This window comes from Halomonas ventosae, from assembly GCF_004361885.1.
GTDB classification, from domain to species: Bacteria; Pseudomonadota; Gammaproteobacteria; order Pseudomonadales; family Halomonadaceae; genus Halomonas; species Halomonas ventosae_C.
Genome location: NZ_SNWH01000007.1, coordinates 54,649 through 69,694 on the forward strand (window position 1 = coordinate 54,649; position 15,046 = coordinate 69,694).

Sequence of the window (15,046 nt, forward strand, 5' to 3'; positions counted from 1 at the left end):
CACAGCGCCTTTTCCTAGTGCCTGTCGCCGGGTAAGCCGCGGAAACAACTGAGTTCCAGAGGCAACCATGACGCGACGAATCCTGATCCGCGCTACCGGGGTGGCACGCCCCGGTCAGCTGGCCGGCCTGGGCAAGGCGCTGGCGACCAGCGGCGCCCGGCTGCTGGACATCAACCAGAGCGTGACCTTTGGCATCCTCTCCCTGGAGGCCCTGGTGGGGCTCGCCCAGGAGAGCGACCTGGAAGGCGCCCTGGCGGCAACAGGGGAGACGCTGGGCCTGGATATCCAAGCGATCCAGGTGAGCGCCGAGGACTACCAGCGCTGGAGCGTGCAGGCGAGCCAGCCACGGCTGATCCTGACCCTGCTGGCCCCCCATCTGCCGGCTGGCATCCTCGCCGAGGTGGGGGCGCTGACCGCCGAGCACGGCCTGACCGTGGAACTGATCCACCGCCTCTCCGGTCGCGAGCCGCTGGATGGCGGCGTGCCCGAGCACGGTGCCTGCGTGGAGTGCTGGCTACGCGGCGAGGAGGTCGACCTCGACGCCCTGCGCGAGAAGGCCCTGGCGCTGGGCGCCATGCACGGCGTGGACATTGCCCTGCAGGAGGATTCCATCTGGCGCCGCCACCGCCGCCTGGTCTGCTTCGACATGGATTCCACCCTGATCCAGGCCGAGGTGATCGACGAGCTAGCGCGCCGCCACGGCGTGGGGGACGAGGTGGCGGCGGTCACCGAGCGGTCCATGCGCGGCGAGCTCGACTTCCGGCAGAGCTTCCGCGAGCGCATGGCCAGGCTCAAGGGGCTGGACGAGTCGGTGCTCGCCGAGATCGCCGCGTCACTGCCGCTGATGGATGGCCTCGAGCGGCTGATGTACCACCTCAAGCGACTGGGCTATCGCACGGCGATCCTCTCCGGCGGCTTCACCTACTTCGCTCGTCACCTGCAGGAGCGGCTCGGCTTCGACGAGGTGCATGCCAACGAGCTGATCATCGAGAATGGCAAGCTCACCGGCGAGGTGCGCGAGCCGATCCTCGACGCCGAGCGCAAGGCCGAGCTGCTGCGCGAGATCGCCGCCCGCGAAGGCCTGGCCATGGAGCAGACCATCGCCGTGGGCGACGGCGCCAACGACCTCAAGATGCTCGCCGCCGCCGGGCTGGGCATCGCCTTTCGCGCCAAGCCGCTGGTGCGGGCCCAGGCGCGCCAGTCGATCTCCACCCTGGGGCTCGATGCGGTGCTCTACCTGATCGGCTACCGGCAGAGCGACCTGGAGGAACCGGGGCAGTGAGCACGACCTTCGCGGCCTGAGCGAGCGCTTCGAGCGGCCGGGCGTCCACCCGCCGTTCCAGACCGCGGCATCGTCACCAGCGTCGTCGCGGCGTTGCTCGAGCGCCGGAGTTGACAAGGCCTGCCAATGCTGATTCTCTAGTGTCATGAACATGACGGCATACGACCTCGACCTACGACTACTAGCCCGCTGCTGAGCGTGCGGGCGATGCATGCTGCATCGCCAGAAGGTCCCAGTCGAAACGAGGTCGTATCATGTCAATCACCACCCGTAGATCCCCTCTCGAACGCCATGCCGTCGCGAACGTCACACCGTTCGTGTGGCCGGTGTGCGCGTGTTCGATACCTCGTGTGACGCCCCGACTGGCCGCCGGCCTGCGGGGCGTTGCCGTGTCTGAATCCTGTGCAAGATTGCCGCATCGCCAGTCCCAGGGAGAATGCCATCATGATGCTCGATAACCCCGCTACCAAGTACCGCCCCTTCGTGGGCGTCGACCTGCCCGATCGCCAGTGGCCCAATCGCCGCATCGAGCAGCCGCCCATCTGGGCCAGCGTCGACCTGCGCGACGGCAACCAGTCGCTGATCGACCCCATGGACCAGGAGCGCAAGCAGCGCCTCTTCGACCTGCTGGTCAAGATCGGCTTCAAGCAGATCGAGGTGGGCTTCCCTTCCGCCTCCCAGACCGACTATGACTTCGTGCGTTCGCTGATTGAGGGAGGTCGCATACCGGATGACGTCACCATCCAGGTGCTCACCCAGGCCCGCGACCCTCTGATCGATCGCACCTTCGAGGCGCTGAAGGGAGCGACGAACGCTATCGTCCACGTCTACAACGCCACCGATCCGATGTTCCGCCGCGTGGTGTTCGGGGTCGACAAGCCCGAGTGCATCCAGATCGCCGTGGACGCCACCACCCGCATTCGCCAGCGCATGGCCGAGGCGCCCGAGACGAACTGGACCTTCCAGTACTCGCCGGAGCTGTTCACCACCACCGAGATGGACTTCGCCAAGGAGATCGTCGAGGCGGTGATGACCGCCTTCGGCGCCAGGGCCGACAACCGGATGATCGTCAACCTGCCGGCCACGGTGGAGGTCGCCACCCCCAACAACTATGCCGACCAGATCGAGTGGTTCTGCCGCCACATCAAGGATCGCGACGCGCTGATCGTCAGCGTTCACCCCCACAACGATCGTGGTACCGGCGTGGCTGCCGCCGAGATGACCCTGATGGCCGGTGCCGACCGTGTCGAAGGCACCCTGTTCGGCAACGGCGAGCGCACCGGCAACGTCGACATCGTGACGCTGGCCATGAATATGTACACCCAGGGTGTGCATCCAGGGCTCGACTTTTCCAACATCACGCCGATCATGCGTGAGGTGGAGCACTGCAACCAGCTGCCGGTGCATCCCCGGCATCCCTATGTCGGTGACCTGGTGTTCACGGCCTTCTCGGGTTCCCACCAGGACGCTATCAAGAAGGGCATGGCCGAGCGCCGTGATCACCCCGAAGCCGTCTGGGCGGTCCCCTATCTGCCCATTGACCCGCTGGATGTCGGACGCAGCTACGAGGCGGTGATCCGCGTCAACAGCCAGTCCGGCAAGGGTGGTGTCTCCTACTTGCTCGAGCAGGAGCACGGCATCGAGCTGCCGCGCCGGCTCTCCATAGAGTTCAGCCAGGTGGTGCAGGAAGTGGCCGACCGACTGGGACACGAGATTACCTCGCAGATGATCTACCAAGCCTTCGTCGACGAGTACCTGGCCAAGGACTCGCCCTTCAAGCTGGTCGGCCACCGCCTCTCATCCGAACCCGACAGCCCCCGAGTGAGCCTGGAGGCGACCATCGAGGAAAATGGCGACCATCGCACCATCCAGGGGGAAGGCAACGGTCCGCTGGCCGCCTTCATCAAGGCGTTGGCTGCGGCCGGGCATGACGTGGAGATCATCGATTACCATGAGCACTCCCGCGGCCAGGGGGCCGACGCCGAGGCGATCGCCTATGTGGAAGTGCGTGTGGGCGACGAGGCGGTGTTCGGAGTCGGCACCGACGAGAGCATCACTAGTGCCTCCATGAAGGCGGTAATAAGCGCCCTCAACCGCCATTTCTCCACCCGTGCCCCGGCGCCCAATGTCACCGCCGACACTTTAGCTTGAAGCTTCCGGCTTACAGCTTATAAGGGTGTCTTGCTCCCCTCGCCGGGGATCTCCCGCACCAGCCGCGGTATCAGAAAGCCCGGTAATACCTCCCGCAGGCCCGCGACCAGTTCGCGGGCCTCGGCGTCGGCCACGTCGAAGTGCGCCGCCCCGGCCACCGGATCAAGCACGTGGAGGTAGTAGGGCAGAATGCCGGCCTCGAACAGGCGCTCGGAGAGCGCGGCCAGGGCCGTCACCGAGTCGTTCACCCCCCGCAGCAGCACGCTCTGGTTGAGCAGGGTGACGCCGGCGGCGCTCAGCTTGCGGCATGCCGCGATGACTGCGGCGTCGATCTCGTGGGCATGGTTGATGTGCAGCACCACCACCTTCTGCAGGCGGGTGGCGGTAAGCCAGCCGAGCAGGGCCTCGTCGATGCGCTCGGGGATCACCACCGGCAGGCGCGTGTGGATGCGCAGCCGCTTGAGGTGCGGGATCGCCTCGAGCCGCTCGACCAGCCAGGCCAGCTGGCGGTCGCTGGCGGCCAGCGGGTCGCCACCGGACAGGATGGCCTCATGGAGCGTGGCATCGCGGCGAACGTGCTCGAGGCTTTCGTCCCACTGAGCCCGCGAGGGGGCATTCTCCGCATAGGGGAAGTGGCGGCGAAAACAGTAGCGGCAGTTCACCGCGCAGGCGGGGCTCGCGATCAGCAGCACCCGGCCGGCGTACTTGTGGATCAGCCCCGGCGCCGGTGCATGCTCGGCCTCGGCCAGCGGGTCGGCCACATAGCCGGCCGTCGACACGGCCTCCTCGCCCAGCGGCAACACCTGGCGCAGCAGGGGGTCGGACGGGTCGCCGGGGCGGATGCGCGACAGGTAGGTCTCGGGCACGCGTACCTCGAACAGCGCATGGCCACGCTCGGCACCGGGCCAGAAGGCCTCGTCGAGCCCCAGTCGGCGGCACAGCTCGCGCGGATCGCGGATCGCCCGGGCCAGCTGCGTCTGCCAGCGAGCCTGCACGGGCAAGGGCTTGGTCTCCGGGTCGGGGCGCTGCAAAAGGGCGTTGCTTCGGGTTATCATGCGCCACACCAGTCAAGGCGAACGGGAGCGAGTTCCCGTCGAATTTCATCTGCTTGCGCGCGCCCCGGCAGTGCCGGTGGCGCGCTCGAATATGGGTTAGAGATCATGGCCAACTATTCTACCAATGAATTCAAGGGCGGTCTGAAGGTGATGCTGGACGGCGATCCGTGCAGCATCGTCGAGAACGAGCTGGTCAAGCCCGGCAAGGGGCAGGCCTTCAACCGCGTCAAGCTGCGCAACCTGATGACTGGCCGGGTACTGGAGCACACCTTCAAGTCGGGGGACTCCCTGGAAGCCGCCGATGTGGTCGAACTCGAGATGGAGTATCTCTACACCGACGGCGACATGTGGTATTTCATGAAGACCGATGGCTCCTTCGAGCAGTACGCCGTGGACAAGAAGGCCCTGGGCGACACCGAAAAGTGGCTCAAGGAGCAGGTGCCCTACACCGTGACCCTGTGGAACGACAATGTCATCAATGTTACCCCGCCGAACTTCATCGAGCTGGAAGTGGTCGAGACCGACCCGGGGCTCAAGGGTGACACCGCCCAGGGGGGCACCAAGCCGGCGACCCTCTCCTCGGGCGCCGTGGTACGGGTGCCGCTGTTCATCAACGAGGGCGAGGTGCTGAAGGTGGATACGCGCAGCGGCGAGTACGTCTCCCGCGCCTGAGGTGCGGCCCTTCCTGCGCTCGCTCATACGTCGTTGAATCCCGAGACGGCTTGCTCATTTAGCGCTGCTAAACTCCGCCGCCTTACTCGGGATTCGCCTCGTCTGAGCATCGCTCGGAGAGGGCGAAAACTGGGTTGATGAAGCTCTCAAGGCCACGCTTCGGCATGGCCTTGGCGGTTCTGGAGGCCGGAACATGACAGACGACTGGCGCCCCACGGCGACCCTCGAGACGCTGCGCGAGCGGGCGCGCCTGCTCGCCGGGGTGCGCGCCTTCTTCGCCGCGCGTGGCGTGCTGGAGGTGGAGACCCCGGTGCTCGGCCACGGCGGCAGCACCGAGGTGCATCTAGCCTCGCTCTCCGCTGAGGCCACTACCCCGGCCGGGCGCGAGCGGCTCTGGCTGCAGACCTCCCCGGAGTTCGCCATGAAGCGGCTGCTGGCCGCGGGCTCAGGGCCGATCTTCCAGCTGGCCAGAAGCTTTCGTGACGGCGAGGTAGGGCGGCGCCACAATCTTGAGTTCACCCTGCTGGAGTGGTATCGCCCCGGGCTGGGGCTCGAGGCGTTGATCGAGGAGAGCGCGGCGCTGGTGAGCAGCGTGCTGGGCCGAGAGCCGGGGGATGAGACGCGCCCGCTGCGCCGGCGCCGCTACCGCGAGCTGTTCCGCGAGCACCTGGCCATCGACCCCTTCAGCGCCCCGCTTGCCGAGTTGCGGCGCCTGGCCGGCGAGGTGGGCGGGCTGGGCATGGCCGACAGCGACCGCGACGACTGCCTCGACCTGCTGATGAGCCTCGCCATCGAGCCCCGCCTCGGGCGCGACGGGCTCGAGGTGGTCGTGGACTATCCGGCCAGCCAGGCTGCCTTGGCCCGTCACCATCGCGACCCGGAGGACGGTGAATGGGTCGCCTCGCGCTTCGAGCTTTATCTGGAAGGACTAGAGCTGGCCAACGGCTATGATGAGCTCACCGACGCCGCCGAGCAGGCGGCGCGCTTCGAGCAGGACAATACCGCTCGCCGGGCGATGGGCCTGCCCGAGGTGGACGTGGACGTGCGCCTGCTGGCTGCCCTCGAGCACGGCATGCCCGAGGGCAGCGGCGTGGCGCTGGGCCTCGACCGGCTGATCCAGCTGGCGCTGGGCAAGTCGAGCGTGGCGGAGGTCATGGCCTTCGCCACGCCGCACTGCTAGCAATTGTTCCAGGCGGTTGTGTGGCCTTCACCGCTCGGGGCTGATCCGTCGACAGGCCCCGGGGCGCCGGACCGACGAGGAGGCGCTGTGAACCCTTCCCTGGGCGCTACCGATGCCATCCCTGGCATAGGACCTCCTCTTCGGCCTGTCCCCGGCGCTCCCTCGCTATGAGTATTTAAGCGCTCCCAGCGACTGCCCCATGTGCATCTTGGCGCCGGGCTCAATCTCGTCGGTGAAGGTGACCGGCTCGCTGAACGCCATCACCACCGTGGAGCCGAGCTTGAAACGGCCCATCTCCTGGCCCTTCTCGAGGCGCACCAGGGCGTCGAAGCGCATGCGCTGCACGTCGCCGCGGGGCAGGGGCGTGATCTGGCCGGCCCAGACTGTCTCGATGGCGGCGACGATCATCGCCCCCACCAGCACCATCACCATGGGGCCCTGGTCGGTGTCGAAGTGGCACACCAGCCGCTCATTGCGGGCGAAGAGGTTGGGCACGTGGTTGGTGGTGGCGGCATTCACCGAGAACAGTCGCCCCGGCACGTAGACCATCTCGGTCAGGGTGCCGGCGAGGGGCATGTGTACGCGATGGTAGTCGCTTGGCGAGAGGTAGATGTTGGCGTAGCTGCCGCCCCGGTAGCGCCTCGCCTGCTTCTCGTCTCCACCGAGCAGCTCCATCATCGAGAAGCGTCTCCCCTTGGCCTGCAGCAGGTGGTCGCGGTCGATCTGGCCGTACTGCGAGAGGGTGCCGTCGGCGGGGCACAGCAGGCCCTCGCCGAGGGGGCGGGCGTCGTTCGTCAGCGCCCGGGTGAAGAAGTCGTTGAAGGTGGCGTAGGCTCCGGGATCGGGCTCTGCCGCCTCTTTCATGTCAACGCCGAAGACGCGTATGAAGGTGCGGATGAGTGTGTTCTTCAGCCAAAGCGACCGGCAGTCGGCGAGATAACCCACCAGCCGCGAAAGCAGGTGGTGGGGAAGGGGATACTGGATGAGGGCGAAGAGCTTGGCGAGTGACAAGGCAAGAGGTCTCTGGGGTGAATCGGATGGACAGCACCGAGGCGGCCCCTTCTGGAGTCAGAGCCTGGCTGAGGGACGTGGGGCTATGGTCATGCCCGTTGCGGGAGCAAGCACCGCCGCTGAGGTCTGCCCCCTCAATGGATAGCTTCCAGCTTCCAGCTTACGGCTTTTCTACCGGCGTATCGTCGCGGTTGCCCCACTCCTTCCATGAGCCGGGATAGCCGCGCATCTTCTCGAAGCCCAGCGCCTTGCCCACCAGCCAGGTGAAGCCGCTGCGGTGGTGGCTCTGGCAGTGGGTCACCACCTCCATGTCCGGGGTCAGGCCCAGCGCCTCGAGCTCGGTGATGAGCTCCGCATAGTCGCGGATTCGCAGTCCGCGCTCGCGGTCCATGGCGTCGGTCCACTCCATGTTCACCGCGCCGGGAATGTGACCCAGGCGGGCGTTGTCGCCCTTCCTGCCCTCGTATTCAGCGCGCGAGCGGGCATCCCAGATCGCAAAATCCTTCTCGCCCAGGCGCTCCTGTATCTCGAGGCGGTCGATGGCGACCTCGGGGTGCAGGATCTGTGCTTGGTAGTCGCTGGGGCTGGGCGAGCGTGGCTCGGTGGAAACCGGCTGGCCGGCCTGCCGCCAGGCGTGGATGCCGCCGTTGAGATAGGAGTAGCGGGTGTGGCCGATCAGCGCCAGGGTCCACAACAGACGTCCGGCCCAGCCGCCACCCTCATCGTCGTAGGCAACCACATGAGTATCCCGGGTCAGACCGAGCGACGAGAACAGTCGGGACAACGCCTCCTCGGTGGGCACGTCATTGGGCACGCTGTTGCCTGATGAGTCCTCGCCGCGCATCAGCAGGCGGTGATCCAGGAAGACGGCGCCGGGAACATGCCCCTCGCCGTAGCTCTCGGCCCGGAGCGGCACGTCGATGATCAGCAGCGAGGGTTCATCCAGGTGGTCGGCGAGCTGGTCTGGCTCGACGATCAGCGGTAGCAGGTTGTCTTCGGAACTCATGGCGCTCTCCTTCATAGTCAGGTTCCTTGATGCAGGCGTCAGGCGTCGCCGAGGCTTTCGAGGATGCGTTGGTAGCTGGTGAAGCGTTGGGGGTGAATGTCGCCGCGCTCCACGGCGGCGAGCAGGGCGCATCCCGGCTCGTGGCGGTGGCGACAGTCGCGGAAGCGGCAGTGGCCGAGCCACTCGCGGAACTCGATGAAGCCCGCGGTGACCTGCTGTTCATCCAGATGGCCCAGGCCGAACTCGCGGATTCCCGGCGAGTCGATCAGCTCGCCCTCGCCCGAGGCCAGCCCTGGCAGGACATAGAGGCGGGCGGTGGTGGTGGTATGGGTGCCCTTGCGCGTGTCCTTTGACAGCGCGCCGATGCGCAGTTCCTCGTCCGGCAGTAGGCGCTCGATCAGCGAGGACTTGCCCACGCCACTCTGGCCCACCAAGACCGAGGTGCGCCCGGCCAGCCGGGCGTGCAGGGCCGCCAGGCCGCCCTCGCGAGCGGTGGTGGTGGTGACCACCGGGTAGCCCAGGCCCTCGTAACGCCCCAGCAGGTCGCGCAGTTCACCACCGTGTTCCGGCAGCAGGTCGGTCTTGTTGAGCACCAGCACCGGCGCGATGCCGGTGGCCTCGGCGGCCACCAGGTAGCGGTCGATCAGGTTGGCATGGGGCGCCGGCTCCACCGCGAAGACGATCAGGAGCTGGTCGATGTTGGCGGCCACCGGCTTGAGCTGGCCGCGTGCGTCAGGGCGCTCCAGGACGTTGTCGCGCTCGACTCGGGCCACCACCACGCCGTCGTTGGCGTCATGGGCGGCGCGCCAGATTACCCGGTCGCCGGTCACCAGCCCCTCGAGGTTGGCGCGCAGGTGGCAACGCACTGCGTCACCGCCCTGGTCGGCACGCACGTCCAGGGTGCGACCGAAGTGGGCGACCACTCGGCCGCCCTGCTCGGGCCCGTACTCCCCGGCGGTCAGCTTCTCGCCGTCGCGGGTGTCGCGCCGTTCGGCACGCTGGGTGCGTTCGGCCTGGACCTTCTCGATGCGCCAGCGCTGTTGGCGGCTCAACTTGCGTTTGCTCATGGGGGCCTGAAGCTCGCTACAATGGGCTTCATTGTACTCACCCAAGATGCCTGCTGTCGCCAGCGGGCGCCCTGCAAGGAACGTCACATGGCAGAGCATGCTTCCTCCGAGACCCCTGACACCCAGGACCCGCGCCAAAACCGCCTGGTGTGGATCGACCTGGAGATGACCGGGCTCGACCCCAACCGCGAGCGAATCATCGAGGTGGCGACCCTGGTCACCGACGGCGAGCTCAACGTCGTCGCCGAAGGCCCAGTGATCGCAGTGCATCAGCCCGATGCCCTGCTGGAGGCGATGGACAAGTGGAATACCCGGACCCATGGCGCCTCCGGCCTGGTGAAACGGGTCAAGCAGAGTCCGGTCGACACCGCCACGGCCGAGCGGCTTACGCTGGCCTTTCTCAAGGAGCACGTCGAGCCTGGCACCTCGCCCATGTGTGGCAACAGCGTCCACCAGGATCGCCGCTTCCTGGAGCGGGAGATGCCCGAGCTGCTGGCGTTCTTCCACTATCGCAACCTGGACGTTTCGACTCTCAAGGAACTCGCCAAGCGCTGGAACCCGGGGGCCCTGGCCGGCTTCCAAAAGCGCAACGTGCATCTGGCCATGGACGACATCAAGGAGTCCATCGCCGAGTTGGCGCACTATCGCCGCACCTTCCTGCGCCTGACGGAGGACGAGCGAGACGAGGAAGAGTAAAGCCGGAAGCTTGAAGCGCGGCGCTTCGCGCCTGGAAGCTGGAAGAAGAGGCGTGATTCATGTCGTGCAGACAACAAACTGCCTTCCAGCTTCCAGCTTTTAGCCTGCGGCGATAAGCCGCTGGCGCTTCTCCCGCTGGCGGGCCAGCGCCCAGCGCACGTGCTCGCGCACCAGCTCGGAGGGGTAGGGCAGGCGCGCCCACAGGGCGGCCTCCACGGCCTCGCTCCAGGGAGCGTTGCCGAGCCCCACGGCGAGGTTGCGCAGCCAGCGCGCGTAGCCGATGCGCCGTATCGGACTGCCGGCGGTCTTGTCCAGAAACTCCTCCTCGCCCCAGGCGAACAGCGAAAGCAGGCTGGCGCGATCCAGCTCGTGGCGCGGCGCGAAGTCGGCCTCGCGGGAGAGGCGGGTAAAGCGAGTGAAGGGGCAGACCAGCTGGCAGTCGTCACAGCCGAATACCCGGTTGCCCATGGCCGCCCGGTAGCGTTCAGGAATGGCCCCGTGGAGCTCGATGGTCAGGTAGGAGATGCAGGCCCGGGCATCCACCACCCGATCCTCGACGATGGCGCCGGTGGGGCAGGCGGTGCGGCAGGCGCTGCAGCTGCCGCAGTGGTCGCCCGCGAAGGGTTCGTCCACCGGCAGCGGCAGGTCGGTGTAGAGTTCGCCCAGGAAGAACAGCGAGCCGGCCCTGGGGTTGAGCAGCATGGCGTTCTTGCCGAACCAGCCAAGCCCCGCCTTGCGGGCCAGGGCGCGTTCCATCACCGGGGCCGAGTCGACGAAGGCGCGATAGCCGATTGGCCCCACCTCGGCCTCGATCCATTTCGCCAGCGTCGCCAGCCGCTTGCGCATCAGTTTGTGGTAGTCGCGGCCGGTGGCATAGCGGGAGACATAGGCGGTTGTCGGCTGGCCGAGAACCTTCGCCGTGTCCACCTCGGCAGGCAGGTAGTCAAGGCGCACGCTGATCACCCGCAGCGTGCCGGGCACCAGTTCCGCCGGCCGCGTGCGCCGGGTGCCATGCTTGGCCATGAACTCCATCTCGCCATGGTGTCCCGCCTCCAGCCAACGCTGCAGGTGGTGCTCGTCTTCCGTGAGGTCAGTATCGGTGATGCCCAACTGCTGGAAACCCAGCTCGCGCCCCCAGGCCCTGATCCGCTCGGCAAGCGCATGGAGGTCGGGCGAGGTATCGCAGGTTGTTGCCGGCATGCTCATGATCGAGAAATCATCACCTAATACTAATAATAGTGGCCTTGGCGGACAATTTGCCGTTAGGGCTTGGCGCGAGGCGAGAAAAACTTACACTTCATGGTAAAGCAACCGTTAGACGGGAGACACCGATGGCCATTCCAGCGCGCGAGTCCGACGACACTTCGAGCATGGCTCCTGTTAGCCGGCCGCTCTACCGTGCCGATCAGGTAGGCGAGCTCGACCGGCGCACTATCGCCTCGGGCATCGACGGCTTTGCCCTGATGCAGAGGGCGGCCGCGGCGGCCTGGCACTCCCTGACCCATGTCTGGCCTGGTGTGCATAGGATCACGGTACTCTGCGGCGGGGGCAACAATGGCGGCGATGGCCATGTGCTGGCGGCACTGGCAGCGGCCGAAGGCTATACGGTCCAGCGGCTCCTGCTCAAGCCCATCGAGGAGCTCACCGGCGATGCGGCCCGTGCCGCCGAGATGGCCAGTGCCGCTGGCGTGGGTAGCCAAGCCTGGCGCGAGGGCATGCCCTTCGAGGGCGAGGTGATCGTCGATGCGCTGCTGGGCACCGGGCTTTCCGGTGAGGTACGCGGCACGATTCGCGATGCCATTGCCGCGGTCAATGCCAGTGGCCTACCGGTAATGGCCATCGACATCCCCTCTGGCTTGCATGCCGACACCGGTGCGGTGCTGGGTGTCGCCGTTAAGGCCACGCGAACGGTAACCTTTATCGGCGACAAGCTGGGGTTGCATACCGGCGCGGCAAGGGACCACGTAGGCGAGCTGGATTTCCGCCCGCTCGCGGTGAGTGCCGAAGCGCAGACCGACATCGTCCCGGCGGCCCGCCTGCTCGATGCCGGCATGATCTCGGCCTGGCTGCCGCCTCGCCAGCGCTGTGCCCACAAGGGCGAGTTTGGCCATGCACTGGTGCTGGGGGGAGCTCCAGGATTTGGCGGGGCCGCGCTGATCGCCGCGGAGGCCTGCGCCCGACTGGGGGCCGGCCGGATCAGCCTGGCCACGGCCCCCGAGCACGTGACCGCCAGCCTGGTGCGACGCCCCGAGGTCATGGTGCATGGCGTGCGCGGTGCCGGTGACCTGGGCGAGCTGCTCGAAAAGGCCGATATCCTGGTGGTAGGACCGGGACTCGGCCAGGGCAGCTGGGGGCAGGGCATGCTACAGGCGGCCCTGGCGAGCGCCACGCCGCTGGTGGTGGACGCCGACGCTCTCAACCTGCTGGCGTCGCGGTTCAGTGGTCACCGGCGAGACGACTGGATCCTCACCCCCCATCCGGGGGAGGCCGCCCGCCTGCTGGGGCTGTCCGCCGGCGAGGTCGAGGCCGACCGTCCCGCGGCGGCTCGGGAGCTGCAGCGGCGTTTCGGTGGCGTGGTAGTGCTCAAGGGAGCGGGTACGCTGGTGGCCGGGCCCGAGCAGCTTGCCGTCTGCCCCCACGGTAATCCGGGCATGGCCAGCGGTGGCATGGGCGATGCGCTCTCGGGCATGCTCGGCGGCCTGCTGGCCCAGGGGCTGCCCCTGGAGACGAGCGCTCGACTGGCGGTGCTGGTGCATGCGCTGGCCGCCGACATGGCCGCCGAGGATGGCGGCGAGCGTGGCCTGCTGGCCGGCGATCTGGCATCCTACGCGCAACTGTTGATCAATCCCGTGACGCCGATCGGCCATGCAACTGCGACTCGATGACGAGCAAAGCCAGGTCGCCTTCGGCGAATGTCTGGGACGCGCCCTGGCGGGGCAGGGGCACGTTCATCTGACTGGCGAGCTGGGCGCCGGCAAGACCACGCTGAGCCGCGGCATCCTGCGTGCCTACGGTCACCGAGGGGCAGTCAAGAGCCCCACCTATACCTTGCTGGAGCCCTATGAGCTGGATGGCGTCCGGGTGCATCACTTCGACCTCTACCGTCTGGGAGATCCCGAGGAGCTGGAGTTCATCGGCGGTCGCGACCTGCTCGGCGAAGATGCGCTATGCATGATCGAATGGCCGGAGCGGGGCCAGGGCTGGCTGCCCGCGCCGGACCTGGAGGTGCTGCTGCGATTGGCCGGCAGCGGGCGCGAGGCGACACTCGTGGCGAGAAGCGACCATGGCCGGGCGGTGCTCGAGCGTCTGGCAGCGATGCCGGCAGTGGCCGACTGGAACATCAACCGTGAGGGTGGCGTAGCGCGATGACACGCTTGATACCGCGAGGGCGCCTGCTGACCGGGTTGGCAGGCTTGACGCTGTGGCTCGCCAGTGGCCTGGCCGGTGCCGCCAGCGTCGATAACCTGCGCCTGTGGGCGGCTCCCGATCACGTGCGGCTGGTCTTCGATCTCTCCTCGCCGGCGCGGGCCAATGTTTTCAGCCTCGACAATCCGCGTCGCCTGGTGATCGACCTGGACGATAGCCAGCTCAACACCAGCGTCGACCGTCTGGACCTGGAAGGGAGCGCCATCAGTACCCTGCGCACCGGCGTGCGCGACGGCAATGGCCTGCGCGTGGTGCTGGAACTCGCCCGTAAGGTCGAGCCCCGCCACTTCAGCCTGGCGCCCAACGACCAGTATGGCCACCGGCTGGTCGTGGACCTGGAGTACCCCGGCGAGAGTGCCGTGGAGGATCCCATCGACCCCATCGAGGCGATGATCCGCGAGCAGGAGATCGCCGCCGAGCGGGCTCGCAGCGAGGCGGTGGCACAGGGTCGCAGCCCGGCCGACATCGCCGCCACTCGTGCCCTGGCGCAGGCCAAGCCGCATCCCAAGCGTGACATCATCATCGCCATCGATGCCGGCCACGGCGGCGAGGACCCGGGGGCGATCGGTCCCTCGGGCACTCGCGAGAAGGATGTCGTGCTGGAGATGGCCCAGCGTCTGGCGCGGCGGGTCAATGCCACGGAGGGGTTCCGGGCGGTGATGATCCGCGACGGCGATTACTACGTGGGGCTGCGCCAGCGCACCCGCATCGCCCGCGAGCAGAAGGCCGACTTCTTCGTGTCGATCCATGCCGATGCCTTCAACAGCCCGCGGCCCAACGGTAGTTCCGTCTATGCGCTGTCCCAGCGGGGAGCCACCTCGGAGACCGCCCAGTGGCTGGCCGCCAGCGAGAACCAGGCTGACCTGATCGGCGGGGTCGATGGCAGCCTGTCGCTGGACGACAAGGATGAGGTGCTCCGCGGCGTGCTGCTCGACCTGACGATGACCGCGACCCTCAATGACTCCCTGACCATCGGCGGTCAGGTGCTCGACCAGCTGGGGCGCATCAACCGGCTGCACAAGTCGCGGGTTGAGCAGGCCGGCTTCATGGTGCTCAAGTCGCCGGACATCCCCTCACTGCTGGTCGAGACCGGCTTCATCTCCAATCCCGACGAGGAGCGCCGGCTGCGCGACGGCGGCTATCAGCAGAAGATGGTCGAGGCGCTGTTCGGCGGCATCCGCGGCCACTTCCAGCGCAATCCGCCACCGGCCAGCCTGCTGGCCTGGCAGCGTGACCGTCATCGCCGCCCTGAAGGCAACGAGTATCGCATCCAGCCCGGCGACACCCTCTCCGAGATCGCGGCCCGTCACGGCGTGCCGGTGGCTCAGCTCAAGCAGGCCAACGAGCTCAACGGCGATGTGATCCGGGTCGGACAGGTGCTGCGCATCCCCCGCTCATAAGCCCCTTCGGAAGCGATAAGCGTGAAGCTGTAAGGTAAGAAGGTGCCTTGCTTGAACTAGGTTACTGGCAGCATTTTGGCTTACGGCTTACGGCTTACGG

General features: G+C 67.2%; 13 protein-coding genes. 8 read left to right on the forward strand and 5 right to left on the reverse strand.

Annotated elements, in window-relative coordinates; translation table 11 throughout:
* Positions 1–67 precede the first annotated feature (67 nt).
* Both serB and leuA read left to right on the forward strand, forming a co-directional pair.
* Entirely contained in the window at positions 68–1,282 is a 1,215-nt protein-coding gene (serB, locus tag DFO68_RS07505) for a phosphoserine phosphatase SerB (RefSeq protein ID WP_133483041.1), read from the forward strand.
* 444 nt (positions 1,283–1,726) lie between these two features.
* The gene (leuA, locus tag DFO68_RS07510) at positions 1,727–3,433 is read left to right on the forward strand and encodes a 2-isopropylmalate synthase (protein WP_133483042.1); all 1,707 of its coding nucleotides are present in this window, start codon (positions 1,727–1,729) and stop codon (positions 3,431–3,433) included.
* A gap of 17 nt (positions 3,434–3,450) precedes the next feature.
* Here leuA and epmB read toward each other — a convergent pair whose 3' ends face one another.
* Positions 3,451–4,488 carry an EF-P beta-lysylation protein EpmB gene (epmB, locus tag DFO68_RS07515; RefSeq protein WP_133483043.1) on the reverse strand — a complete coding sequence of 346 codons (1,038 nt, stop codon included), beginning with the start codon at positions 4,486–4,488 and terminating at the stop codon, positions 3,451–3,453.
* 105 nt (positions 4,489–4,593) lie between these two features.
* Here epmB and efp point away from each other — a divergent pair, with 105 nt between their 5' ends.
* Together efp and epmA are read left to right on the forward strand one after the other, a co-directional pair.
* Entirely contained in the window at positions 4,594–5,160 is a 567-nt protein-coding gene (gene efp / locus DFO68_RS07520) for an elongation factor P (protein WP_133483044.1), read from the forward strand.
* Positions 5,161–5,353: 193 nt separating this feature from the next.
* Positions 5,354–6,340: an EF-P lysine aminoacylase EpmA gene (gene epmA / locus DFO68_RS07525; protein WP_133483045.1), complete on the forward strand. Its 987-nt coding sequence runs from the start codon at positions 5,354–5,356 to the stop codon at positions 6,338–6,340.
* Positions 6,341–6,505: 165 nt separating this feature from the next.
* On the opposite strand, the gene asd is transcribed toward epmA, so the two are convergent.
* From asd to rsgA, 3 genes are all read right to left on the reverse strand, one after another.
* The gene (gene asd / locus DFO68_RS07530; protein WP_133483046.1) at positions 6,506–7,351 is read right to left on the reverse strand and encodes an archaetidylserine decarboxylase; all 846 of its coding nucleotides are present in this window, start codon (positions 7,349–7,351) and stop codon (positions 6,506–6,508) included.
* Between the two features lie 160 nt (positions 7,352–7,511).
* Positions 7,512–8,357, reverse strand: coding sequence for a sulfurtransferase (locus tag DFO68_RS07535; RefSeq protein WP_133483047.1), 846 nt, complete (start codon positions 8,355–8,357; stop codon positions 7,512–7,514).
* Positions 8,358–8,395: 38 nt separating this feature from the next.
* Entirely contained in the window at positions 8,396–9,424 is a 1,029-nt protein-coding gene (rsgA, locus tag DFO68_RS07540; protein ID WP_133483048.1) for a small ribosomal subunit biogenesis GTPase RsgA, read from the reverse strand.
* 87 nt (positions 9,425–9,511) lie between these two features.
* Here rsgA and orn point away from each other — a divergent pair, with 87 nt between their 5' ends.
* Positions 9,512–10,120, forward strand: a complete 609-nt coding sequence (orn, locus tag DFO68_RS07545; RefSeq protein WP_133483049.1) for an oligoribonuclease — start codon at positions 9,512–9,514, stop codon at positions 10,118–10,120.
* A gap of 99 nt (positions 10,121–10,219) precedes the next feature.
* On the opposite strand, the gene queG is transcribed toward orn, so the two are convergent.
* Positions 10,220–11,326, reverse strand: a complete 1,107-nt coding sequence (gene queG / locus DFO68_RS07550; RefSeq protein WP_133483050.1) for a tRNA epoxyqueuosine(34) reductase QueG — start codon at positions 11,324–11,326, stop codon at positions 10,220–10,222.
* A gap of 125 nt (positions 11,327–11,451) precedes the next feature.
* Here queG and DFO68_RS07555 point away from each other — a divergent pair, with 125 nt between their 5' ends.
* The 3 genes from DFO68_RS07555 to DFO68_RS07565 are packed head-to-tail and all read left to right on the forward strand — an operon-like array spanning position 11,452 to position 14,946.
* Positions 11,452–13,005 (forward strand): NAD(P)H-hydrate dehydratase, encoded by a 1,554-nt coding sequence (locus DFO68_RS07555; protein ID WP_243726462.1) that lies wholly within the window; start codon positions 11,452–11,454, stop codon positions 13,003–13,005.
* Positions 12,986–13,489 carry a tRNA (adenosine(37)-N6)-threonylcarbamoyltransferase complex ATPase subunit type 1 TsaE gene (gene tsaE / locus DFO68_RS07560; protein ID WP_133483051.1) on the forward strand — a complete coding sequence of 168 codons (504 nt, stop codon included), beginning with the start codon at positions 12,986–12,988 and terminating at the stop codon, positions 13,487–13,489. The genes DFO68_RS07555 and tsaE overlap by 20 nt, the downstream gene beginning before the upstream one ends.
* Positions 13,486–14,946 (forward strand): N-acetylmuramoyl-L-alanine amidase, encoded by a 1,461-nt coding sequence (locus tag DFO68_RS07565; protein WP_133483052.1) that lies wholly within the window; start codon positions 13,486–13,488, stop codon positions 14,944–14,946. The genes tsaE and DFO68_RS07565 overlap by 4 nt, the downstream gene beginning before the upstream one ends.
* Positions 14,947–15,046 lie beyond the last annotated feature (100 nt).